This is a genomic window from Metabacillus sp. GQ13 (assembly GCF_059758525.1).
Genome location: NZ_JCAXET010000012.1, coordinates 152,197 through 178,341, shown reverse-complemented (window position 1 = coordinate 178,341; position 26,145 = coordinate 152,197). Strand labels below are relative to the sequence as shown.

The window sequence follows — 26,145 nt, the reverse complement described above, 5'->3', positions numbered from 1 at the left end:
CACCTTTATTCAAGAATTTCTGCATCTTCTTTCCATTCTTCCTTAATCTCAATTCCCATATCTTCTGCTGCTTTTGCATTAATTTGCAACTTTAACTTTTGTGGATATTGTACAGGAATTTCACTTACCTTTTTCTCACCTGTTAAGATATTAATCGCCATTTGCCCTGCTTCAAAACCGATATCATAGTAGTCAAATCCGTATGCAGCAAAACCACCACGTGCTACTGAATCTAATTCACCAACGAACAGTGGAATGTCTTCATCAGCCGCTACACCAATCACACTTTCTAATGCAGAAACAACTGTATTATCAGTAATAACATATAAAGAATCTACCTTACCAACTAACGACTCTGTTGCTTGCTTTACTTCAGCAGAGCTTGAAACGGAAGCTTCAACTACCTCTAATTCAGTACCTTCCATTGCCTTTTTCACAAGATCAATTTGTGCGACAGAGTTTTGCTCACCAGAGTTATAAATCATCCCTACTTTTTTACCATCAATATTTTCATCGATGAATTTAACGGTATTAGGGATCGCATCTGGGTGCGTATCTGTTGTTCCAGTAATGTTTGCACCTGGCTCCTCAAAGCTTTTCACTAAACTTGCTCCAATTGGATCTGTTACAGAAGTAAAGACAATTGGAATCTCAGTTGTCGCATTTAATGAACTTTGTGCACTTGGTGTAGCATTAGCAAAGATTAAATCGACTTCATCTCCAACAAAGTTGGTTGCAATTGTTTGGCTATTATTTTGATCGGCTTGGGCATTTTGCTCATCAAATTCTACATTAAGACCTTCTTCTTTTAACGCAGCCTTAAATCCTTCTAATGCAGAATCAAGTGATGGATGTTCAACAAATTGATTGACGCCGATTGTATACGTTTTACCATCCTCTGAACCTGTCCCCGAATTACTATCACCCTCTGATGCACTATCTGTACTACCACATCCTGATATTGCTAGAAAACTAGCTAACATCATACTAATTCCTAATTTCCAACTCTTTTTCATGATTAAAATCCCCCTTATCGTGACTTTTGCACTGTTATGCTTTTATGGATTAAATTATACAGGAACAGAGAAATAGTTCAATATTTTTTGAATATTTTAATAACAATAACCTTTAAAATGTCAAAAAAACACAGATACCACAAAGGTATCTGTGTTTTTGATCAATAAGTAAAACTATCGGAATAAAACTCTCTTAATATACTATTTTTGCAGTATCTGATCTTTTAGTGCCCTCCGTAAAATCTTTCCTGTCGTGTTTTTTGGAAGCTCTTCAAGAAATTCGATGGTGCTAGGAATTTTATATTTAGCTAAATGGTCTTTGCAATACTCAAGAAGTATTTCTTCGGTGATTTCGTTATTGGTCACAACAACAAAGCACTTTACAACTTCTCCAAGATTAGGATCGGGCACTCCTAAAACGGCAACTTCCACTACATCTTTATGGTTATAAAGTACTTCTTCTACTTCACGAGGATATACATTAAACCCACCAACAATAATCGTATCCTTTTTCCGATCGACAATGTAAAAATAGCCTTCGTCATCCTTTCTTGCCAGGTCGCCTGTATAAAGCCAGCCATCACGTATCGTATGACTTGTTTCTTCAGGCATTTTATAATATCCCTTCATGACATTAGGTCCTCTTACAATTAGTTCGCCAACCTGATTGGCTGGCAATTCCTCTCCCATTTCGTTTACAATCTTATTTTCAACATGTAAGATGTTTGTCCCAATCGAGCCAGGCTTTCTTGGACGATCAAGTGGATTAAAGCATGTAACTGGTGAAGCTTCAGATAAACCAAAACCTTCTGAAACAACAACCTTAAACTTTTGCTCAAACCCCTTAAGTAAGGATACTGGCATCGAGGCTCCACCGGAAATACATAGTCTTAAGCTATTTAAATCATCAGGATTTGCTTGTTCATATTGAAATAAAAAGTTGTACATAGTTGGTACGCCAGCAAACACTGTTGCTTGATGCCTTTTTACTAATTCCATAACTACTTGAGGACTAAATCTAGGGACAATTAGCATGGTTGCACCATTCATCAATGGAGCATTTAACGAAACTGTTAGACAGAAAACATGAAACATCGGTAATGTTGTGACAACAACGTCTCCATCGGATATCTTTAAATAGTTTGCTGTATCGATTGCATTACTATATAGATTTTTATGTGTGAGCATTGCTCCCTTTGGTTGACCAGTAGTTCCAGATGTATAGAGAATAACGGCTACATCGTCATCATCTAAATCAATAACATCAATAGGTGAAAAGACAGTAGAAAGTAATTTTGTAAACGATCTCATTTTTGTTGTGTTTAAGATTCCCTCTATACTACTTCCTTCCCCTTCGCTATCATTAGGATATGCTTCACAAATAATAATCTGTTCAACCTTTGGTATATGAGATTCCAGTTTTTCAAATAAAGGGATGAGCAAATCTAGTGAGATCACCACCTTCACATCACCATTATTAATGATATAAGCAATCTCATCGGGCGTATAAATTGGATTGATCGGAATAACGGTTGCTCCAATTCGCAATGCTCCATACAAAGATATAATAAATTGTGGTGAATTGCCTAAAATAATAGCTACGTGGTCCCCTTTATTTACCCCTAAATGTCGAAGACTTCTTGCAAATTGATTAATTGTATTTTCAAGTTGCACGTATGACGTTTCCTTTCCCGCAAAAATGAACGCAGGTTTATCTCCATATTCTTGGACTGTTTGTGTTAACCGTGAAGATAAATTCATTCTCCCACCCCTCAAGCTTAATGAATGAATAGTCATTCATTTTTTATTTTGAAAAATGTACCTACTCTTAAAGCATAACCTACCTTTATTATATTTTATGACGATTCATTATACAATCACCTGGGAAGGATTCCATACAAATAAGTTTAGGATTTTCCCCTTCCCAAGAAGTCAATAAAACGTATGATAAGTACCATCTATCATCAGAGTTAAGAAAGATAGCTGCTGGAAGGTTATACACGTCGTAAGCATCGTATACTTGGCTACTTTTATCCAAAGCTACAGGTAGAGATAAGTTATTGCTTTTAATAAAACTACTAGCTGCAATTTGTGCTTCTTGAATATTAACAGTTACAACTTCAAAGTTTTGATCTTGATACTGATCATGTGCGTCTTGGATAGCAGGCATTTCCCTTTTACATGGGATACACCAACTACCCCAAAAGATTATTAGCACAGCTTTTTCTTGAAGATCGTTTAACTCTTTCGTTTCACCGTCTAATGTTGGGAGAATGAAATTTGGAGCCTCTTTGTTAATTTGTACTCTCTGATTTTGATCTTTTAATATTAGGTTTACATAAAGCGGATATATTAGAGCATAATTAAACTGCCTGTCCCCAATAGAATACGGGGACAGGCAGTTTAGGTGTTTTTTCTAAGTCTCATTTGAAAGGGTCAGTTCAATAACGGTGACCAGGTTTTTTGATTCTTAATCTTAAAAGTTTAGTAATTATTTTGAAAACAATATGACCAACAATGATTTTATAATGTCTTACCTGCAGAACACTCATTTTCATCTCTTGATGCAAGGGACTTCTCTGTTTCGTGATACCATAAAAATTAAAGTGTATTAGCTGATGACACTCTCACAATCTTTGGGCACTTTATCTAAATAGACTCTTAGTTAACCATTTTCCCCTGTTAATCGAAGTGAATCTCTGTACCCTTCTCACTAGATTCATAAACCCCTACCAATATTTTCATCATTTCTATACCGTCTTGAACAGGGCTGATTGTTTCCGTTTCACCTTTGACACAAGATATAAAATGATCAATTTCATTTTGAAATCCTTTTTTAAAATCAAATGATAATGAATCTATTTGTGGTGTAGAATTTAAAATGGTATTATTTTTTTCTGTTACAATTTGAAGTTGTGGTTCGATTTCTGCTCCGCCCTTGTCACCATATACGTTAACAGCGATCGATTCTTCCTTTTCATGAAGCGTGAAACTGACATCGACCATTAAAGAAGCTCCATTTTCAAATCGGATAATTGCATTCGCTAAGTCCTCAACTGTATTCTTGTAAGGGTCATAATCTGCTGCTTTGTAGTAAGATTTGTTTTCAACATTTGAGCGGTTGCCTAATTTATTGTATGTGTTTCCGCTGATTGATTTGGCTTTTGGTTTCCCCATCAAATACCAGCACAGGTCAATAACATGAACACCTAGGTCTATTAAAGGCCCGCCACCTGATCTTTCCTTATCAGCAAACCATCCCCCAGGATTACCTAAAGCTCGGATGCAGGATGCTTTTGCATAATAGATTTCACCAATGTCTCCTGAATCAATGAAATTCTTTAATACTTGAGTATTAGTGCCAAAGCGGCGAACAAAGCCTACTTGAAGTACTTTGTCACTATTTTCCTTCGCAGCTTTTTCTATCGCGTACGCTTCTTCAACTGTTTTACATAATGGTTTTTCAACTAAAACATGTTTCCCTGCATGTAATGCAGCAATTGAAATTTCTGCATGCGAGTTATTCCATGTACAAATGCTGACAGCATCAACCTCTGAATCTGTTAGTAATTCCTGATAGTTTTTATAATGTTTTTTAGCGCTATATTTCTCTGCTTTTTCTTGTGCTCTATGTTCATTAAAATCACAAACAGCATAGATTTCAACATCGTTATTATTTTTATAGGATTCAAAATGCATTTCAGAAATAGAGCCTGCCCCAATTACACCTACTTTTATTTTCCCCATTTTTTGTTATCTCCTTTTGTTTTAAAGTTCTTCCCAAATTCTTTTGACATTATCTAAACCTATTTTAGATCCTTGTTTGCATTCTTCTAAACCCTCAAATTCGATGGAAATGTACCCATCATAGCCAGATTGTTTTATAACGTTCAGTACATCATATAAATGAATATCACCGTGACCGGTAATTGCGCCTCGTAAATAATTACCAGAAGCAGTTTGGAACCAGCCTTCACCAGGATGATAGGAAGAAGCTGGTCGATAATAAAAGTCTTTCGTATGAACCATTGATGCATAGGCAATATTTTTCTTTACAGCTGCAACTGGATCTTCGTCTACACAAAGGAAATTTCCTGTATCCAGTGTCGTTTTAAAATTTGCCCTAGCTACACTCTCGATTAATCGCTGTATCCTTTCACTTGCCTGAACATAGAAGCCGTGATTTTCCACACTTGTCACAATGTCGTATTTTGCTGCATAATCAGCGATTCTTTGGCAAGCTTCTGTTAATCTTGGTAAATCTAGTTCGAATTGTTTAATAGATGCTTCGTGAGGGGGCTTAAATGCTACATCATGCCTCATCAGCTTTACACCTAGTTGATGTGCAATATCAACTTCCTTCTCTACTCTTACAATTTCTTGTTCAAATGCTTCCCTATTACCCTTTAGAAAGTCAGCACCAATCGCATAGTTTGAAATTTCAATACCTGCTTCTTCCGTCTTTTGAAGAATCTCTTCTATTAAACATGGGTTATCCGTCAAGCTAAAACCCATCGGAACTAGCTCAATATGCTCGCCACCCTGGTCAGCCGTCCATTGAATAACATCCATAATCGACATTTCTCCTGAGTTAATTGCTCCTACTAAACTGTAGGAACTTATACCAAGCTTCATTAGTAGCCCTCCATTTAACTAAATTTCACATTAACTAGTAATTCTCATTACGTTTTAAAAGAACCGTTTCTTTTAATTCGTTAGATTGATAGGCAGCTTTCACAACTTCCAACGTTCTGAGGCCGTCATTTCCGGTTATTGAAGGTTTACTCTTTGACTTAACACAGAAAATAAAATCATTAACCAAGCCCTCATCCATATCCTCTGACCATGGATGCTGCTGGATTTTCCCGGCAAGATCATTGTAGAGTAAAGAATGCTGTTTAAATGCATCAACGGATAAAGCACCCTCTGTTCCAATAATCTCCATTGTGACGTCGCCCCATGTCGGAAAATGTTTTGGGACGTGACCAGCTTGGGTCAATCGATACTATGACTCCGGATTCGAGCTCTAGCATGACCAAACCGCAATCCTCGACATCGATATCGTAAAAGCGTGTATCAAATTCTGCATATACATTTTTCACTTCATCATTTAATATCCACCGGAGCAAATCCATGATGTGAACAATATGGTCTGTTGCAGATCCTCCACCCGATAATTCTTTTTCAACGAACCACCCGCCAGGCATTTGTCCATGATTTGTTGCATTTACTGCAATGACTTCACCAATTTTCCCTGATTGAATGATCTCTTTCACTTTTTGAATAGCCGGGGCAAAACGGACTGGATATGCTACTTGTAAAATAACATCATGTTCCTCACAAGCATTAATCATTTCTATAGCATATTTGACTTCAGTAGCAATCGGTTTTTCACACAAAATTTGTTTTTTATAGCTTGCAGCTTTTAACACGTGTTCTTTATGATTCACGTTTTCAGAACAAATGATGACGGCGACAATGTCAGTCTTTAATAATTCATCCAGTTCTACATAAAATTCCGTCTCAAATTGCTTGGCCATCATATTTCCCCGCTGCTGATCAGCATCCCAGATCCCAGCTAATTCAACTTCGGGGTCCTTCAGATACTTGTTCATTTTCTTTAGTCTCGACTTGAAATACTCCAACAGCATTCACATTCTGAATTCTGGACCAGGTACTAAGATGATCATTGGTTGATTGTTCACTTCCTACTACTGCTACATTTAACAATTCTTACACCTCTACCTTAGTTATTCTTTAAATGATTGATTATGTTAACCTAAATACATGAGCGATTGGAGTATTTTCTTCGGTTTCTACCACTTTTGGTATTCTTATAGATATTCCTTCTTCCGTCTGACTAAATTCAAGATTTTCTTCTCCGCCAAGCATATCGATACGATGGACCTTTTCAGTATAAGGAATGTATACATATTCATCCTTGTAACGATCATCTTCGCTTTGATATAACCGGAAACAGTAAGCTGTTTCACCTTTTCTAGTGTAAGCAAGTCCTTCTTTGAAATACGGTGCACAAATGCGTGTACCATAGACGGCTTCACCGTAAACTTTCAACCAATCTCCTAGCTCTTTCATTCTTTTAATCGCTCCCTCAGGTAAGCGCCCATCAGGTTGTGGTGCAACATTTAATGCAAGATTTCCGCCTTTGGATATGATTTCAATCAACGTGTGAACAATTTCGCGTGTAGGCTTATATTTATCTTCATATTTAAAGGAAAAAGAAGTTCCCATCGTTATACAACTTTCCCATGGCACACTCATCGGACCTTCAGGAATTGTCTGTTCAGGGGTAATATAGTTTTCAAACTCCCCGCCGATGGTACGGTCAGCTGTAAGCAACCATGGCTGTATTTCACGTGCCTTCTCCACCACTTCGCCGAGGCGGATGTCCTGTTTCCCTTTACCTACCCAACCTGCATCTAACCACAACACATCAATATGGCCATATTTGGACATTAATTCCATAATCTGATTATGGGTAAAGGTCACAAACTTTTCCCATAACCATGGGTATTCATCAGGATCATATGATGGACCGCGCCACGTCTCCCTGCCACTTGCCATGCCAGGAGCCCAATAGTAAGGTGTATGCCAATCCGCCTTAGAAAAATATGCAGCAATCCCTAAACCCTTTTCACGAAAAGCATCAAAAACATGCTTGCATATATCAGCATACTTATGACTGTGAAAAGGACACTCTGATGAAGTAATACGGTAATCTGTCTCTTTCGTATCCCACATACTAAAGCCATCATGATGTTTCGTCGTAAAAATGAAATATTTAAAACCGCCCTCTGCGGCTAAATCTGCCCAAACTTCAGGTTGAAAACGAATGGGGTTAAATGTTTTATTTAGATTGAAATATTGTCGCTTAAATTCCTCGCCATCTTCTTCCCAGTCAATATCCGTGCGAGACCAATCGCTATCTTTATCACTTAGTGCCCATGATTCCACAACACCAAGCTGTGAATAAGGCCCCCAGTGCATCATCAAGGCTAGTTTTTGGTCTTTAAACCATTCAAGACGTTCCAATATCACTGGATCTTCCGGTTTGACCCATTTCTCTTCTGCGCTGTAATTATGGACACCATGATTTACTTCCTTGTCTTTCGTTTCAGTCGTCATATTTCCATCCCTTTCAAGTTGCCTTTTCTATGAATATATCAATCCTAGTAAGTTACTTTTTAGAAATTATGCTTCCTCCCAGAAACGCCTTAAATTATCCATGCCAATTTTACAAGCTTCTCTGCATTCTTCCATTCCTTCAAATTCCAATGTGACATATCCGTCATAACCGGAATCTTTAATCAATTTCACAATTTCTCTTATTTCAATATCACCCTGTCCAACAATTGCCCCTCTCAAAAAGTTACCGTTAGACGTTTTAAACCATTTTCCTGCACCTGGATCTTCATAGTAAGGGCGGAAATAAAAATCCTTAAAATGAACAAGAGATGCATATGGCAGATTCTTCTTTACACCTATAATGGAGTTTTCATCGACACACATGAAATTTCCGACATCTAATGTTGTTTTAAAGTTTGGTCTGTCCACAGCTTGCAGTACGCGTTGAACACGATCACTGTGCTGTACAGCAACTCCATGATTTTCAATTGTCGTTGTTATTCCGAATTTTGCGGCATAGTCAGCGATACGGCGGCTTCCTTCAATGATTTGCGGCAGGTTGTTTTCAAAATATTCTATTGTCATTTTCTCAGGTGGTAATGTAAATGCAGTCACATCATGGCGCATATGTTTGATCCCCATGCGGTCTAAAAGATCTACATGTTCCTTCAATCGCGCAACCTCTGCTTCAAATTCTTCCGCCGTATCCTGGACAAAATTTGCAGGCATGGAATAGTTTGATAGTTCAATCCCAACCTCTTTTGCTTTTTCTCGTACTTTATCCGCTAGTACCAGGTTATCTACTAAAGTAAATCCATAAGGGACAATTTCCATATGTTCTCCACCATTGTCGGCAATCCACTCTACAACATCTAAAACATCCATTTCTCCCGCTTTAATTGCATCTAGCAAACTATACGTACTTAACCCTAATTTCATCTCACATCACCTCTAATTTAGTATTTATAGATTTACAATCTATTCGATAGCTTTTTTGCTATTTCTTCGATTGTTCTATATAACTCATGGAGCTCTTCTAGTTTTTCATCACATCCGAAAGGCTTAGGAGTCATATTAATAAATCTTTCAAAAGACTCTTTATCCCAGCTATTCCATGATGTCACAATCATACCGGGCATCTTATCTTCTGCCCCTTGTTCTTGGGCCTGACGTTTGCTTTCCTTTAGCAAATTAACCGCAGCATCTGTTTTGTACCAACAGGCAGGAATGACGGTAAAGCCTTTTTCAATAAAATTCCCAATTGAAGGATACGAATCCAATCTTTCATAATGCCAATCCATCATTACAATATCTTTAGGGATATGATCAATTGCTTTATGTGTACCAAACGTGTCCCCTTCCCATTGGTCATAGCCCATCTTTTCACTGTCGTTTAAGCGATCTCCCCACATAAACATTTCAACGCCGCAATCTTTTACTAAATGCTTGTACATTTCATTTACGGCCTTAGCAAATAAATCAGCTCGATCCTTTCCTTTGCAGCGAGGGCAGTTATCATCTGCCATTTCAAATACTTCATCCATACCGACATGAAAGGCATCAGCACGGAAAGCATCAATTAGTTCTTCCATTAGCTCAAATACTAGCAGATTAACGTCTGGAAGTTCCGGACACCAGCTTCTGCAGAAGATGTCTGGCCACTCTGCATCCAAAGCCACACCCGGTGTTTCATCAAATTCAGGATACGCTTTCAGTATTGAATTAGGTGCTCCACCCCAACCTTGGTGACCAAGACATTGGAATAATGGGATAAGCCGTATCCCATTATTTTTACATACTGCTGCTATTTCCCTTGCATCCTGCTTTGTTAATGTTCCACCAGTGACTTCAGGGTGTGACTCAAATACAAAAGATGTATTGCATTCCAAAAGTAAATGGTTTATTCCTTTTGGGGCTAAAACCTTCTCAATAAATTCCTTAAATGGATCTACCAAGTTATGTGATCCAAATCTTAAATGAAACGCACGGACAGGTTCTGTAACATTCACTTTTTGTCCACTCCCCATTAAACCTCAATTAATTTAAAGACCGCTTCTTTATTCCCCACAAGTTTGTTGTTGTCGTTGTATATTTCTTGTTGAGACAATTGATACAACCTTTGGATGGTATTCTTATTTTTATACTCGATTTGTTCGAGAATACTTGCAACGATTAATGGCCATTGTTCTTCAGAACCGTCCATTACTTTTATTGAAAAGCCTAATTTCTCCTCTTTTAATCCAAAGCAATAAACCCCTTGCGCCCCGCCTTTTGCAACGATATTGTCATCCATTAACAAACTTGTACATATCGTATTTGTTCCGGAAATAATATCTGGATTTTCATTCATGATGCTTGTTATTTTAACAACTGCCTCTTGAATGGATCGGTCACAAATAAGCTCTGGTCTCGCAAATCGCAAGTAGGCGTTTGCAATATACTTAAGCGGTAGCGCGTAAACAGGAACACCACATCCATCCACTCCAGTCCTGATTTGCTCAACATTACACCCGGAAATACTTGAAAGAGCACGGATAATTTCCTGCTGTACTGGATGTTCCATTTCGAAATATCCTCCCGTGCTTACACCAAGGACTTTTGCAAGGGCGATCATTCCAAGGTGCTTGCCAGAACAATTATGGTATAGCTTTCTTTTCGGTTGATTGTTTTTTAAGAGTTCATCCTTTGCCTCTGGATTTAGCGGATATGTCGGGTGGCATAGCAATTCATCTTCTGCTACCCCGATTTTATCCAGTAATTTCCCTAGTTCGTCGATATGAAATTCTTCACCTCGATGTGATGCAGCGATTAGGGATGTTTCCCGATTCGTTAGCTTGAAATGCTCCTGAATATGATGAGCAATTGCTGGAATCGCCTGTATTGGCTTTAATGCTGACCGCAAAAAGGTCCAATACTCTGAATCTCCTACCTCGTATTTGATCATTCCCGTTTCAGCGACTCCACAAATATGACCAGGGTGGATATTTTCAAGAAAGCCATTTCGATAATCATTAACAAGAACTTCATAAATCATTGTTTCACCTCCATAATCACTGTTTGTTTATCCCACATTAACTGGACGTAAAACCCCCTCTTATGGAAGTTTCATCTTATCTTTGTTACTATTTGCTACTTCTCTAAAGGACTGCCTTTTACAAACAAATGACATTGACTTAACAAAAATTCACTAAACATCGAATTGGCCCATGAGAACCAGGGTCTTGTATATTTTTCAGGTTCATCAACATGAAATCCTTCGTGCATAAAGTTGGTATTTGCATCGGTGTTTTTAAACAGCTCAAGAATTTCCTCTTTCTCCTCATTTGTTAATGCCGTCATCCCCTGGATCGCAAGAGCGATGTGCCAAATATACTGTTCAGGTGTATGTGGACTGCCAATCCCTTTCGCCAGCTTCCCCTGATAGTAGTAAGGGTTTTCAGAACTTAAAATAAAATTTCTCGTGTTTTGATAAATTGGATCATCCGCATTACAATAACCTAAGTACGGAAGTGCGAGAAGACTAGGTACATTCGCATCATCCATTAGGTTGTAATTTCCGAGTCCGTCTGTCTCGTAGGCGTAAATGGTTCCATAGACTGGATGTTCAATTTTACCGAAATTTTGAATGCCCCGATCAATTTCATTCGCCAATTCAAAAGCTGTTTCCGCAAGATCCTTATCATGAAGAACTTCTTCAGCTATCTCCTTTAATTGTTTTAAGACAACTACAGCAAACATATTGGCAGGGATTAAGTAACCATACTGACAAGCGTCATCACTAGGACGAAAACCACTCCAGGTCATTCCTGTGTAGCCAACAGGAGCCCCTTTTCCATCATGTGATAATGTATCCTGCATTGGGCAGTTATCCCTTTCAAACATGTAGCTAGAATTTTCTTCATGGTTTTGCTCCGTTTTCCAAGTTTCGATTATTTTGGCAACAGCTTCGCGGAACATTTCATTAAACTGAGATGTTCTTCCAGTTGACTTCCAGAATAAATAGGACAACTGAATTGGATAACAAAGTGAATCAATTTCATATTTTCGTTCCCATAGAAGTGGCGTCATCTCCGTATTATCGTCATGATATCGGTTTCCATTTGCTTCCTCGTTAAACGCATTTGCATATGGATCATGAATAATGCAGTATAATTGTTTTTTTATCACACCTTCAATCAGATCTGCCATTTTCTCATCATGTTCAGCAAGTAGTAAATATGGACGAACCTGTGCAGCTGAATCCCGTAGCCACATTGCAGGTATGTCACCCGTAATCACAAATGTCGTTCCATCATCCTTAGGTCGAATGGTTGTTTCATATGTATTGGAAAAACAATTTTCAAACATTGTTTTTACTTTTTGATCATGAGCGAATGATGATTTTACTTCATCTATTAATGCTTTCATTGATCGTGGTAATTGTCCTTGCATGAAGTACTCACTTCCCTTTCTAGTAGTCTTATAGTCATGTCCCGAGTTCAAATGTTATGCATTGATCATACTGCACACTGTTTGAACACATTTCTTAAATTCATTTTTTTCAAATCCTAGTGTAACGATTTCATAATTACGAACTGAAACGTGAACAGCTTTATTGCCATCAACATGTAATGATTTCCCTTTTTCTTCAATCACATTACTTTTATACGTATTCTTATAAGTTTCTGATATCTTGACGATAAGAGTATCGCTTTCATCAGCCATATTGAACCAGCGCATCATGACATCGCCAAATTGTTTAGATACTTTCATAGAGGAAAATGCTAGATTTGCAGATTTCCACTGGACAAATGAATGAACAGGAGGCAATTCACCATCATGAAGACCTGTCTGTTTCAATGACCAAGGTACTTGATATTGGTATGCATCTTTATATGTCTTAGCTGCACCATCTTTTCCCTCATGTGGATAGATACAAAATGAAACAGACTGCTCTCCCAAACACTGTGCTTCAGGTGTCGGAAAATAGCCCCAATCACCAAGCTCGCCTACAGAGCGCAGTAATGTTATCGCAATCGTATTCCGACCATCACGGATTATTTCATACTCATTTAATCCAAGATTTGCAACAGTCAAGCCTTCAACTTCATTACTTACATCAACAAATGCTTCCTGATGCTGTGAATGATCCGGGTTCGTCCATTCTTGTGACGGCTCGTTGGTTCGTTTTGCTATTTCAAAGATTGAATCAGCATGATGGACTGCTGTTTTAATATCTGTTGGAAATAACGCTCTGAGACGATGGTCCTTCGCTTGGTTATTGAAAGATGTTTTAACATCGATACCTTTGCTATTCTTTGCTAACGTTACAACTGTTTTGATTGTAAACGGAACCTTCTCCTCTACACGTGCTGACTTTCTGCCGGTAAACCAGACAAGCTCCTTTTGCTCTTTATTTAGTAAATCTGATGCACATGCCGGAATTCCCCACTCGTGTACAATCTCATATGCAGCCTGGAATGGTGTATTTTCGATGATGTTTACCTTTGCAATTGAGCCTTTTGTTGTAAGCGCTCGCTCATTATTCGGCTGCTTGTACATATATTCGTTACCGATATCACCTGTGTCTTCATACACACATAGGTCTTCAAATGTACGCCCATTTGCTTTATTGGTTACAGTTAAGGAACCATTTTCATTAATTTTTACATTTACATAATTATTTTCCATTTCATTTTCATTTATGATTAAGGAACTAGTATCATTACGTTTTGAAGATGGAACCCATGCATATGTCGTAAAGCCTAGTGCAGGTACTTTTTCTGCTTCAAATGTTAGATGAACTCTTCTAGCCATATACGGTTGACGGAATTTCTCTTCTGGCAAATCATAATCAAAGGAGATTCCTAAATCTTTCACCTTACAATGATATTCAGTTCCTCTATCATCAACTAATGTTCTTTCTCCTAATGGAAATTCTTTAAGCTCTCGTTTGTTTACTCCTGCTGAGAAATAATCTCTTTTTACATCAAGTGTAATAGAAACGACTCCTGTACGATCCCATCCAGTTGTGTTATATACAGTAAATGGAAGTGCATCTTCACCCCATTTTTTAAAACTAGCTGTATTAATTTTTTCGGAAATGGACTCGAGACTTTCATCAATGATCATCTCAGCTACATGTTTACTCTTCTCAAATCTGGTGACCATTTCACGGTGAACCTCATCAACACTGCAGCCGCAAATGCTGTCATGCGGGTGATTTTGCATTAATGTCTTCCACGCATATTCAATTAAATGATGGTGGTAATCTCCTCCTTGTAAATAGGCAAATGCAGACAGTGGTTCTGCCACCTTCTCAAGAAGTGTCTGACTATGTTGATTCATTTGTTTAATATATACACGTGCGGATGCTGTATTAACAAGCGTGCCCCATCCGTCCGTCTGCTGGCTTCGTAGCTCTCCTTCAATTACTTTTAAATTTTGCGGTAGTGATGCGGCAAGCTTGCCAACATAATCATTAAAATTCGAATGAACAAATTCGATATTCGGATATAACGTTTCAGCAACTCGAATGGCTTCTGGCAAATCAGTTTGGATTGGCTGATGATCACAGCCATTCATCATGAGCATATGTGGGCTTGCTGCATATTTTTCTAAGGATGCAATGTGCTGCTCCCAATATTTTTGGGCTTCTTTTTCATCTGTTGGTACTTCATTCCCATTGCAGTACCAATTTGCAAATAAAATACCGAGAACTGATGACCCATCTGGGGAGCGCCAAAGCATTTCTGAATAGGGCGATTCATAATTTTCTGCTTCACTGACGGTATTGTTAAATCCTGTTGGCTTCACACCTCTTCCGAAGACAGCATTGTTAATACCAGCCTGGTTTAAGATTTGCGGAGCCTGGCCGATGTTTCCAAATGAATCCGGAAAATAGCCTACTTTTGAAACATTTCCCCATCGCAATGCATCTTTCAATCCGTATTGGAGATTGCGGATATTTGCTTCACTACTTGTCAAAAATTCATCTTGCAAAATGTACCATGGACCGATATGAAGCCTTCCCTCTTTGACGAACTCTTGTAACTTTTCCCTCTTGTCAGGACGAACTTGTAAATAATCATCTAAAATGATTGTTTGCCCATCAAGATGAAAGCTTTTAAAATCCTTATTGCTTTCTAATGTTTCCAACAGTCTATCCATCAGCTTTGTTAAAAGGACGTGGTGCTTCTCATAAGGCAAGTACCATTCCCTGTCCCAATGGGTATGAGAAATGATATGAATATACTTTTTATCCTCCAATTTTACCCCTCCAAAAAATATTACTTGCAGCAGAAGGAGCCATTCACTTAATTATTTGGCTCATTCCACTAAAAATGATTTTCATCTAATCTTTGGTTTCAACTTAAGCATCCATAAAAGGAACATCTTAACTACTTCGTTACGTGAAATGTACAAATCTCAAATGGGTGAAATTTCCGATTAATATTTCCATCTTCCATCAACAACTTATTTACGAATTTCTCAAGTAAATTTGTTTCATTTGTCTCTCTAATATTGATCATTTGACTAAACTGCAATTTAGCAGAAGTTTCACTCCCTTTAGATTCATACATTCTTAAAATAATCCCACTTTCACTTTCAGCTTGTTTAATTGAATCAACGATTACACTATCACTGTTTATGTTAATAAACGCCATTGAATCTGGTAATTTACCCGAATGTGACGATGTCTTGACAACGGATAATGGAGAATGTAACTCTTGTCCTTTTCTAACCGTTTCCCCTTTCCTCCAATCCCCTTCATGAGGGAATAATGAATACGTAAATTCATGCTCCATTATATCGGCTTGGGTATCAGGCCATTTTGGAGCACGTAATAGTGATAGTCTTATTTTATTTCCTTTTATGTCATAACCATATTTACAATCATTTAACAAACTTACACCATAATTCCCCTCTGAAAGGTCTGCCCACCGTTGTCCACATACTTCATATTGGGCTTGTTCCCAACTTGTATTATTGTGAGTAGCACGTTCAATTGAACCAAACGGAATCTCATAAGTAGCTTTAGAGCTAAAAATATTCACCGGAAAGGCAACCTTTAATAGTTTATGTTTTTCTATCCAATCTACTTTTGTCTTAAAATCTACTTTTTTACTGTGATGATAAAAGGTGATTTCTTGAGTCACTAGTGAATGATTCACTTTCCATTTAAATCCCAATTTATCTGTAACAGATCCTTTATGAATTACCCTTGCTTCAATTAATTGAGGATTTACCAAACGCTGTTTTTCAAAGTTCGGATCTAAATCCCAAGCATCCCAATCAGTTGGTAAGTCATCAAATAATTGCAACTCATTCGCATATTCTCCATTTTTAATAATTTCTTTTTCAGCTTTCTTATCATATAATCGGCCAAGCCAACCATTTTTAGTAAATTCCACTTTATAATTAGGTGTCTCCCAAAGACCATTGAATTCTTTAGAATGTGCTACTTCTAGCTGCTCATCAGCATCCTTTAACCACACTGTTTTATACCCTAATTCTGGAATACGATCAATGTGAGCATTGAGTGTTACAATTCCATCTTTGCTTACAATACATTCTGTTACATACCTGTTCCCTTGTTTATCAATCAATTCTTTATTTAATAGTTCTTTTCCACCAGTAATCGTTATCATTTCATCACGTGTCCAGCTAAGGCTGTTTAGTAGAATAATAGGTTGGCCTTCACCTTCTGTATTGATCGATTCAGCGATATAGTGAATAGCTTCGTCCTTTAATTTTGCACCAATATCAAATACCTCTTGATATTGTTTCTCTGAAAGTTCATATACAGGTGAAATGGATGTACCTGGCACAATATCATGGAACTGATTGAGCATGATTAGCTTCCAACTTTGGTTTATTTCCTCCATAGGATATGGTTTATCTAGGGCGATGTGAGCAAAACTATTCCAAATCTCTAGTTCTCTATAAAGGGCCTCTGCTTTTCTATTATTCTTTTTGGTTTTTGCATGAGTCGTATAAGTGCCGCGGTGGAGTTCTAAGTATAAATCTCCATACCAGCAAGGTAATTGTGGCTCTTTTGATTCAATTCTCTCAAAAAAGTCATGAACCTTATCAAATTTCACATCTGGCATTCCGGGAAGATTGCTAGACCGTTCCAAATACTCAATCATTTCCCTTGTGACACCGCCACCTCCATCACCATAGCCATAAACCAACATCCTCTCAGGATACTCGCCCTTTTGTTTATAATCCTGCCATGTACTCTTAATATCTGCTGGTTGTGTTTGCTGACCAAGAATATTATGTAAATAAGATAGGATCTTAGTACCATCAATTCCTTCCCAATAAAAAAGATCATAAGGGAAACGATTGGTATCATTCCAATTTAGTTTTGTTGTCATAAAAAAGTCTGTTTCAGCCTTTTTTAGGATTTGTGGTAAAGATGCACAGTAACCAAAGGTATCTGGTAACCACTCGACTCGAGGTTCTAAACCAAATTCCTCTTTGAAAAATTTCTTACCATAAAGTAGTTGTCGGACAAGGGATTCACCTGAAGGAATATTCAGATCAGGTTCTACCCACATACCACCAATAATTTCAAATCGACCCTCTGCTACTTTTTGCTTTACTCGTTCATAAACTTTTGGCTGATATTCTTTTAAGTATGCAAATAATTGAGGTTGACTTTGAGCAAATTCAAATTCATTGTATTCTTCTAATAATGTACAAACACTAGAAAATGTACGAGATCCTTTTCTTATTGTTTCTTTTATAGGCCATAACCAGGCAATATCAATATGAGATTGACCAATAGCTCGAATAGTTCCTTCTCTAAATCCTGATAATTCTTGAATTGTTTGTTTTAAACCTCCCTCTAACTTTCTTAGTAATTCCTGATCAAGGAGTGTTTCTTTGCTTGGCATAGCAAGCTTATCAACTACCTTTTCCATCGCTTTAAAGAGTAAATGATAGCGAGTATCACTTTTATCAAATAATACTGCCGTCTTATAACAAACTTCCAATAGGTATAAAAGACTTTGTACTTCTTTATTTATTAAGACCAAACTACTTTGTTCCAAATATGCTGCCGGTGGATCAGTTTCTGGACCTGCAACTAGGTTAAATCCACGTAGTTCATCTTTAGGAATTCCGACTGGGTTAAATAATTCAACTTGTACATGTAACACTTTGTTTATTAACTGTTCAGGTGGAATAACGACAAGAGCACGATTTCGATCTAATCCTTGTGTTGGTATTCCTTGTAATGATAAAAGGCCCTCACTATAAGATTGCTTCCCATTACCATTTACTTTAAATACAATGCCTACGTTATCTTTTTTCCAATTTGATGGAATTTCTACTTCCTTTTCAAGAAATACTGTTATACCAGAGTCCGCAACTAAATCACCAATATTCACCACTAAATCTTCGGTGTTTTCCTTATGGTTGTCATACTCTCCAGGGTTTATATAATGAGCTCTTTTAGCTTTCCAGCCTTGGAGTTCTAGTAAATCCTTATACTGATTTACCTGTAAGATCCGAATGATACGTTGAATATGCTGCATTTTTTTTCCTTTCTATTCCTGCATTTGACCTTTCATTCCCAAATGATGTGAACAGTCTTCTATGATTAGCTTTTTTTCTAACACAGTATGAGAAGAACCACCTACCATCAGTTTTACGGATCCTGGTTCAATTGCGAAATTCATATTAATATCCCATATAGCTAGTTCATCAAAACCGAGAGAAAATGTAATCGTCTTGGTTTCATTTTTTTTTAACCAAACCTTTTGAAATCCTTTCAGTTCTTTCTTCCTCTGTGTCACAGTAGCTTCCATATCTTTAATATAAAGTTGAACTACTTCATATCCATCTATATCGCCTGTATTTGTGACTTCTACATAAAAAGTAACTTGCTTAGAATCATGAAGCTCCTTTTGTGTAATTGTTTCATTTTCTTCAGAAAGAAAACGATAGGTAAACGATGTATAACTTAAACCATAACCAAAAGGGTATAATGCCCTTCCACTCATATCAAAGTAATCCTCTTTGGCACCACTATCCTTATAGTTATAATAAACGGGTAGTTGCATCGACGAACGAGGAATAGAAACTGGAAGCTTGCCATTCGGATTAACATCACCAAATAGTACTTCAGCTATCGCTCTCCCCCCCTGTTGCCCTGGATACCATCCTATTAAAACGGCCTCACAATATTGGGTTAGCAACGGTATTGAATAAGGACGCCCTTGAATCAGAACAGAAATAATAGGTGTTCCAGTTGAATGTATTTCTTTCACTAGATCCAGTTGTACTCCACCAAGTTCTAAATTAGCTACATCCATATTTTCTCCACAATCCATTTCAGTTTCATTAAATTCCTTAACAGCACCATTACTTTCAAATTCCATTCCAAACTCTCTAGCACTAGTTCCACCTAACGCTAATACAACAATATCTGCTTCCTTAGCCATTTTCTTTACAGTGGTAAACTCAGATTTACCCTTATCTCTAATTCCACACCCTTTTGCATACGATACTTCCGTATCCATACCGACCATGGATTTTATACCATCTAGTATGGTTACAACATTTTCTCTACGCTGGGGTGGTGTATAATCTCCGAGTAAATTGTAGATATTGTTAGCATTCGGTCCAATAACAGCTATTTTCTTTAACTGTTTACTAATTGGTAATATTTTGTTCTTGTTTTCAACTAATACAATAGACTGACGAGCCATTTCCACATTCGTTTCAATCGCTCTACTACTTCCAATAACACTTGTTGCCTTTGCTTCACTTCTCGTTATTGTTTCATCAAAAAGCCCTAGCTTAAACTTTAGATAAAGTACTCTTGAAACTGCTTTATCAACAAGTTGCTCTTCAATTTTTCCACTTTTTACTGCTGTTTCAATCTCCATATAAACATCATCCCATAAACTTAAATCTACTCCTGCTTTTAAGCCATATGCAGCTGCTAACTCCTTGTTGCCAGTTAATAATAGCAATCGGTCAAGTGCTGTACCATCTGCCATGACAATTCCTTTGTAATCCCACTCCTCGCGAAGGATCTTAGTTAATAGGTGGTGGTTCGCATGACAAGGAACACCATCAATCTCATTATAAGCAGCCATACAAGCTAGCACCCCAGACTGTATTCCCGCTTTCATTGGTGGTAAAAAAATCTCCCGCAATTCTCTTTCACCGATTAATGCTGGTCCTGAATTGTGGCCTCCAACTCCGGCTCCTTGTGCAGCAAAGTGTTTTAATACTGGGAGAACTTTAGGGGTATTCTCATTCTCTCCTTGCATCCCAAGAACGACGGCCTCTGTCATTTTCGATGATAAATAGGGATCTTCGCTAAAGCACTCTTCTGTTCTTCCCCATCTTGGATCTCGGACAATGTCTAAAGTGGAGACTAAACCTAGATGCCCACCCCTAGCATGTAACTCATCCGCTACATGCTTGGAAACCATCTGCTGTAGCTGTGGATTCCAAGAGGCTCCCGACCCAATATGGGTCGGAAATATGGTGCTATCCAATGCCTGATGCCCATGTGGACATTCTTCAGAAAATAGCACAGGTATACCTAATCTTGTCTTTTCTTTCACATACTTCTGGATCATATTAGTCACAGCTGCACTATTCTCAACCTTTATCCCATTTGCAAAGTTAACATTTGACCACGGATCTGCTCTAAACAAACCATATAAAGCACCCATACTATCAAATTTGGCAACTTGTTCTTTAAAAGTGCTTGTTAATTCATATCCATTTTCTGTTTTATTGTAGGCATCCCATCCATACATTTTTTGATTTAATTGGCCTACCTTTTCTTTCAATGTCATTTCATTTAATAAACTTTTCAATCGTTCGTGTATGGGATAATGACTATCTTTGTATTTTTCCATGTACATCCCCCAAAATATAATGATGAATCGTATACCTCTTATTATTAGGGGCATACGATCCATCCTTTATTTTCATATTAATTTATTAGACTATCAGGGATTAGAATTTAATGTTAACCCTATTAACTATCTTTCCAACGATCGTAAGCATCTTGGTAAACTTGAATATATTTTTCTATATTCATATCTTCAATCGTTTTTACGTATTTATCCCAGTTAGATAATGGTTCAATCCCAGTGATGAATTTTGCTTCCATTTGTTCTACATAGGATTGTAAATCCACTTCAATAGTATTTACTGTCGCTTGCTCTTCATTTGTTAAATAGGTAAGTGGAAATGGAACCTCTGCATAAGGATCAATCTTTTCCTTCGTTTCAGCTTCAATAAACTTATCAAATTCTGATAGTTCGACACCTTCAATTCGAGCCGTAACTGTTGGTGCAGTAATTCCATATGCAGGTGTTAATGTTCCACGATAATCTTCACTACTATTAAAGCCTTCCGGTACCTCTTGATACTCTCTTTCTCCGTTTTCACCTTTTTTCCATAGGTATCCTTCAGGTCCATCATTTAAGTATTCACGACCTTCTTTTGAATAGAAATAGTCAACCCATCGAATCGAAGCTTCTGGGTTTTCATTGTTACTAGTGATAGAGAAGGCACCCCTACTTATTCCAGGACTACGAGGGAACAATGGCTCGTTTGAAACTGAACTAGTTAGAGGATGAAACATTGGATTGTTTATTGCTTCATCTTGTGTTTCACCAGTAGTAAAGAATGAGAAATAATCCGGGAATAATCCAAGACGGTTCACTTGTCCTTTTGCCTTTTTCTGTTCATCAGATTGTGAAAATGTCTCTGTATCTAATAATCCTTCTTCATAGAGTTTATTCATATATGTTAAGTATTCTTTATAATTGTCTGTCATAGGCGTATATCTTACTTTCCCATCAACTTCATCAATACCCCATTCTTTCAATCCAAAAGCACCGAGTAACCAAGGACGTGTGCTATCCATTTTTACATCTGTTAATGGAATTTCATCGGCTTTTCCATTACCATTTGGATCTTCAGTTTTAAACCTTACTAATAAATCATATAGTTCATCAGTAGTCTTAGGTAATTCTTCCACACCTAACGCTTTTAGCCATTGACCGTTGAACCACATTGGGCCTCTATACCAGCCAGATGTTGGATGCATATTGATAGCAGGGATTGAATAGATGTGCCCATCAACAGTTGTAACGGATTTTTTAATTTCAGGATTTTCATCAAATATTTTTTGTATATTAGGAGCATATTCTTTAATAAGGTCTTCTAAAGGTACCAATACTCCTTGTTTTCCATAATCTACTTCCATACCAGGAGTGAAATTAGTTGACCCTGCTGCATAAATAACATCTGCAATATCTCCACTAGCAAATGCGAGATTTAATTTCGTCTGGAAATCACTCATTGGAGGAGTAATATACTCAAAATTAATCTTGGTCTTTTCTGAATACTCCTTTAAAGTAGGCATATCCTTCCATTCAGCCAGACCAGTACCAGGTGCCATCATGGATATTTCTATTTCTTCTTCTACAATTGGGAACCCTTCTTTATTCACTTCTACACCCTTCTCTTGACTTACTTTTTCTTTCGAACTGCATGCTGTAAGTAATAATATAGCTGTTAAAAGCAGTATTAGTATTTTTTTCATCCTTGCATCCCCTTTCATTTTTAAACATATACTTTCCTTTGAATGACATGTATTAAAGGATCACCCCCTTATATCACCACAATTTTAAAAGAGATTATCCTATCTACCCTTTCAATGATCCTATCATTACGCCTTTTACAAAATAACGTTGTAAAAATGGGTAAACAATAATAATAGGAAGTGTAGAGACAATCATTACCCCATACTTAATTACAGCTGCAAGCTGCTGCTTACTATGAATCGCCTCAGCCATAGTACCTGTTAAATTTGTGCTTTGTGATGACATTTCCTGCAATACAAGTATTTCTCTTAAAACTAATTGAAGTGGAAACATCTCTTTGTCAGATAAGTAGATAAGTGCATTAAAATATCCATTCCAGTGGCCAACTCCATAGAATAGTGCCATAACGGCTATAATTGGTGCTGATAATGGTAAGATAATTTTGACAAACATTTTAAAATTCGAGGCCCCATCAATAATTGCTGCCTCTTCCAATTCTTTTGGTATGGACGTTTGGAAAAACACACGTGCAATCACGATGTTCCATACTGCCGCAGCATTCGGTAAAACCATCGCCCAAATTGTGTCAATAAGCCCTAAATTTTTTACAACTAAGTAAGTGGGAATTAGCCCTCCACTAAAAAACATAGTTAGGACAAACATACCCATTAGAAGATTTCTACCAACAAAATCTTTACGTGCCAATGCGTATGCAGCAGGGATTGTTACTGCTAAGTTAATGAACGTACCTAAAGCAGTATAAAAAATTGTATTAAGATACCCTCTCCAGATATCGCCATTTTCAAAAATCAGTCTGTAACCTTCAAATGTAATTCCCTTTGGAAAAAACCACATTTCCCCTGTGTTTACATCTGATGGATTACTTATCGATGCACTAACAATATAAATCAAAGGGTAAAGTACGATCACTAATGCACCTGTGAGAAAAATATATACAAATGCTTTAAATATTTTGTCTGTTTTTGTTTCATGTATTGAACTATTCATATTCTAATCCCCCTCTTACCATAGGCTTGTCTCACTAGTCTTTTTCGCGATCTTGTTTACAGTTATTAGTAAGATAGCATTTATAACAGCATTGAACAGCCCAACTGCCGATGCAAAACTATACTGTGCGTCTAATAAACCTGCTTGATAAACAAATGTCGCAATCACATTCGAGGACTCAAGATTTAGAGGATTTTGCAATAGTAAAATCTTCTCGAATCCAAGCGCCATAATACTGCCAACGTTCATAATTAACAAAATAATCATTGTTGGAACAATTGCTGGAATGTTTATATGCCAGATACGCTGAAAACGCGTGGCACCATCAACTATTGCAGCTTCATGATGCTGTGGATCCACCCCTGCAAGGGCAGCAAGGTAAATGATAGTCCCCCACCCCGTACTTTGCCATACACCAGATAATACATATACCGTTTTAAACCAGGCTGGATCACTCAAAAATGCAATTGGTTCAAAACCCAGAAATTGTATGCCGTGGTTTATTATTCCTGTCGCAGGAGAAAGAAACGCTAGGATCATCCCTGACATAACAACAACTGAAATAAAGTGAGGTGCATATGTTACCGTCTGTACAGTCCGCTTAAATAAACTGTCTTTTACCTCATTTAATGCTAACGCTAAAATAATCGGTAATGGAAAACCAACAATTAATTCGTAGACACTTATTCCTAAAGTATTTTTGATTAAATCCCAAAAATAATAGGATTCAAAGAATCTAATAAAATGATCAAATCCAACCCATTCGCTTTCCCATATTCCTAAAGTTGGAATAAAGTTTTTAAATGCAATTTGCACCCCGTACATTGGAATATAATGAAAGATTAAAAAGTATAAAAATGCTGGCAATACAAAAAGGTAAAGCTGCCAATTTTGTAAGATCTTTCTGTTCCTTTTCATTTTTTCAGGTTTTTTTTGCTTTAATTTAAGGGGTTTCGTTGATCCATTATTAAATTCTTCTTCCTGTTGTAATGGAGAAGTTGCCGTACTTGAACTCATTCAATTAACCCTCCCTCTGGCTTCTTATGTAACTGCTTTCATACTAGCGTTTTTTAGGAAATGAAATCAATATGTTATTTCTATTAAGCTTGTCAAGGAGATAAAAACAACTATGAAAACGCTTACTAATTAAACTTTAGCAACTCTAGTAATATGTCACTCTTGCATCAATATGTAAGCCTTTACATTCTTACTAAATGCCTTTGTATCAGTCTTTAGGAAGAATAACTAATTATAAATAAAAAACTTATACTACTTAGTGCTCATTAATTATATAAACCAGAAGCAGTTTAAGATGTTCATGCATTATCCATGCCAACCTACACAAAAAGAATGTAAAAATTATTTTTGACATTCATATTGCCACATTAGTAAATAAAAGTTCAATCCTACCTGCACTTATATTAACTAAGCTGATGGACTCGAAAATACAATATTGATATGAGTGAACATGCGAAGATAAAAAGAAGGCCTACCATATTTCAGGAGACCGAGGCTAAATTACACCATTTGAGATGCTAATTTTTTAATAGAAACATAGATGATTAAACTTGTTAAGATGGGGGGTAAACCATAAAATGTAGAGAATAACTAGAGGCTGAATGTTTTTTTCTGGTGTATATACCTTTATGTGGCTTAGTAAGCAAGCACACATCCCCACTCATTTGTCTAACAAAATTAATAAATGAAAAAAGAATGAGGTTTGTGCACCTTAACAAACTATTTGTCACTTTATTAGCTCAAGTGCCGAGTTATCTTTCCGCATAATATCTTCATACCATTGTTTTAGATCAGTTTCCATTTCTTCTTTCAGCTCTGGAAAATGTTCCGCCAGGTTTATTCGTTCGCTTGGATCTTTTTCAAGATCAGATAAATGAATACAATCTATTACCGGCGTGTCAAAATCTAGCTTCCCATTTAAGGCAAGTTTCCATTTCCCTTGTCTAAGAGCGAGCTGACCATTATATTCCCAAAACACTTGTTCATGTGGACCTTTTCCACCACTTGTTACCATTTCAACGATATTTATTCCGTCAATGGAGACATTGTAAAAATGGATAGACTATAATCATTGAAAGCGTAAAGACAATTTTCACACCTATCAATATGTTAAATTCATTAAGCATTGTCAGGACAACAATGACAATTATGGTTCCACTTTCATTTCAACAATTTGCAACCAACTCTTGCAATATATTTCAATCTCACTTCAATATGTATGCCTTTATATACTTTTATTAAAGTGCTTTTGCAGTAGTATTTCGAGGGAAATACTACTGATAAAAAATTATCATGAACGAAACTAACTCCTTACTCGTAAATTCTTAGGTTATTTTGGATACACTGACTTACTACTATACCCCACAGTACAAGAACTTTATATT

General features: G+C 37.0%; 20 protein-coding genes. All 20 read right to left on the bottom strand.

From position 1 onward, the window contains the following. Positions 1-5: 5 nt before the first annotated feature. Positions 6-1,016 (bottom strand): ABC transporter substrate-binding protein, encoded by a 1,011-nt coding sequence (locus tag AC6CHR_RS16210; protein WP_498250034.1) that lies wholly within the window; start codon positions 1,014-1,016, stop codon positions 6-8. Between the two features lie 201 nt (positions 1,017-1,217). Then, positions 1,218-2,777 (bottom strand): fatty acid--CoA ligase family protein, encoded by a 1,560-nt coding sequence (locus AC6CHR_RS16205; protein ID WP_498250033.1) that lies wholly within the window; start codon positions 2,775-2,777, stop codon positions 1,218-1,220. An 88-nt stretch (positions 2,778-2,865) separates the two neighbouring features. Continuing rightward, a complete protein-coding gene (locus AC6CHR_RS16200; protein ID WP_498250061.1) occupies positions 2,866-3,315 on the bottom strand; it encodes a redoxin domain-containing protein in 450 nt (149 codons plus the stop codon). A 383-nt stretch (positions 3,316-3,698) separates the two neighbouring features. Next, positions 3,699-4,763: a Gfo/Idh/MocA family protein gene (locus tag AC6CHR_RS16195; protein WP_498250032.1), complete on the bottom strand. Its 1,065-nt coding sequence runs from the start codon at positions 4,761-4,763 to the stop codon at positions 3,699-3,701. Between the two features lie 21 nt (positions 4,764-4,784). Next, the gene (locus AC6CHR_RS16190) at positions 4,785-5,651 is read right to left on the bottom strand and encodes a sugar phosphate isomerase/epimerase family protein (RefSeq protein ID WP_498250031.1); all 867 of its coding nucleotides are present in this window, start codon (positions 5,649-5,651) and stop codon (positions 4,785-4,787) included. Between the two features lie 34 nt (positions 5,652-5,685). Continuing rightward, complete coding sequence (locus AC6CHR_RS16185; RefSeq protein ID WP_498250030.1) at positions 5,686-5,961, bottom strand: hypothetical protein; 276 nt, start codon at positions 5,959-5,961, stop codon at positions 5,686-5,688. Further along, on the bottom strand, positions 5,924-6,631 hold the full coding sequence (locus tag AC6CHR_RS16180; protein ID WP_498250029.1) for a Gfo/Idh/MocA family protein: 708 nt from the start codon (positions 6,629-6,631) through the stop codon (positions 5,924-5,926). Before AC6CHR_RS16180 ends, AC6CHR_RS16185 begins: the two co-directional genes overlap by 38 nt. Then, positions 6,600-6,746 carry a hypothetical protein gene (locus tag AC6CHR_RS16175; RefSeq protein WP_498250028.1) on the bottom strand — a complete coding sequence of 49 codons (147 nt, stop codon included), beginning with the start codon at positions 6,744-6,746 and terminating at the stop codon, positions 6,600-6,602. The genes AC6CHR_RS16180 and AC6CHR_RS16175 overlap by 32 nt, the downstream gene beginning before the upstream one ends. A gap of 39 nt (positions 6,747-6,785) precedes the next feature. Next, a complete protein-coding gene (locus AC6CHR_RS16170; RefSeq protein ID WP_498250027.1) occupies positions 6,786-8,162 on the bottom strand; it encodes an alpha-L-fucosidase in 1,377 nt (458 codons plus the stop codon). A 66-nt stretch (positions 8,163-8,228) separates the two neighbouring features. Continuing rightward, the gene (locus tag AC6CHR_RS16165) at positions 8,229-9,101 is read right to left on the bottom strand and encodes a sugar phosphate isomerase/epimerase family protein (RefSeq protein WP_498250026.1); all 873 of its coding nucleotides are present in this window, start codon (positions 9,099-9,101) and stop codon (positions 8,229-8,231) included. 32 nt (positions 9,102-9,133) lie between these two features. Next, on the bottom strand, positions 9,134-10,171 hold the full coding sequence (locus AC6CHR_RS16160) for a family 20 glycosylhydrolase (protein WP_498250025.1): 1,038 nt from the start codon (positions 10,169-10,171) through the stop codon (positions 9,134-9,136). A 17-nt stretch (positions 10,172-10,188) separates the two neighbouring features. Further along, a complete protein-coding gene (locus AC6CHR_RS16155) occupies positions 10,189-11,196 on the bottom strand; it encodes an asparaginase (RefSeq protein WP_498250024.1) in 1,008 nt (335 codons plus the stop codon). A 95-nt stretch (positions 11,197-11,291) separates the two neighbouring features. Next, positions 11,292-12,593, bottom strand: coding sequence for a glycoside hydrolase family 125 protein (locus AC6CHR_RS16150; RefSeq protein WP_498250023.1), 1,302 nt, complete (start codon positions 12,591-12,593; stop codon positions 11,292-11,294). 54 nt (positions 12,594-12,647) lie between these two features. Beyond that, on the bottom strand, positions 12,648-15,410 hold the full coding sequence (locus tag AC6CHR_RS16145) for an alpha-mannosidase (RefSeq protein WP_498250022.1): 2,763 nt from the start codon (positions 15,408-15,410) through the stop codon (positions 12,648-12,650). Between the two features lie 131 nt (positions 15,411-15,541). Beyond that, entirely contained in the window at positions 15,542-18,688 is a 3,147-nt protein-coding gene (locus AC6CHR_RS16140; RefSeq protein ID WP_498250021.1) for an alpha-mannosidase, read from the bottom strand. Between the two features lie 12 nt (positions 18,689-18,700). Continuing rightward, positions 18,701-21,034: a glycoside hydrolase family 3 N-terminal domain-containing protein gene (locus AC6CHR_RS16135; RefSeq protein ID WP_498250020.1), complete on the bottom strand. Its 2,334-nt coding sequence runs from the start codon at positions 21,032-21,034 to the stop codon at positions 18,701-18,703. A 122-nt stretch (positions 21,035-21,156) separates the two neighbouring features. Further along, on the bottom strand, positions 21,157-22,734 hold the full coding sequence (locus AC6CHR_RS16130) for an extracellular solute-binding protein (RefSeq protein WP_498250019.1): 1,578 nt from the start codon (positions 22,732-22,734) through the stop codon (positions 21,157-21,159). 103 nt (positions 22,735-22,837) lie between these two features. After that, positions 22,838-23,743 carry a carbohydrate ABC transporter permease gene (locus tag AC6CHR_RS16125; protein WP_498250018.1) on the bottom strand — a complete coding sequence of 302 codons (906 nt, stop codon included), beginning with the start codon at positions 23,741-23,743 and terminating at the stop codon, positions 22,838-22,840. A 15-nt stretch (positions 23,744-23,758) separates the two neighbouring features. Further along, positions 23,759-24,661, bottom strand: a complete 903-nt coding sequence (locus AC6CHR_RS16120) for an ABC transporter permease (RefSeq protein WP_498250060.1) — start codon at positions 24,659-24,661, stop codon at positions 23,759-23,761. An 826-nt stretch (positions 24,662-25,487) separates the two neighbouring features. Beyond that, positions 25,488-25,775 (bottom strand): hypothetical protein, encoded by a 288-nt coding sequence (locus AC6CHR_RS16115; protein ID WP_498250017.1) that lies wholly within the window; start codon positions 25,773-25,775, stop codon positions 25,488-25,490. Positions 25,776-26,145: the final 370 nt, after the last annotated feature.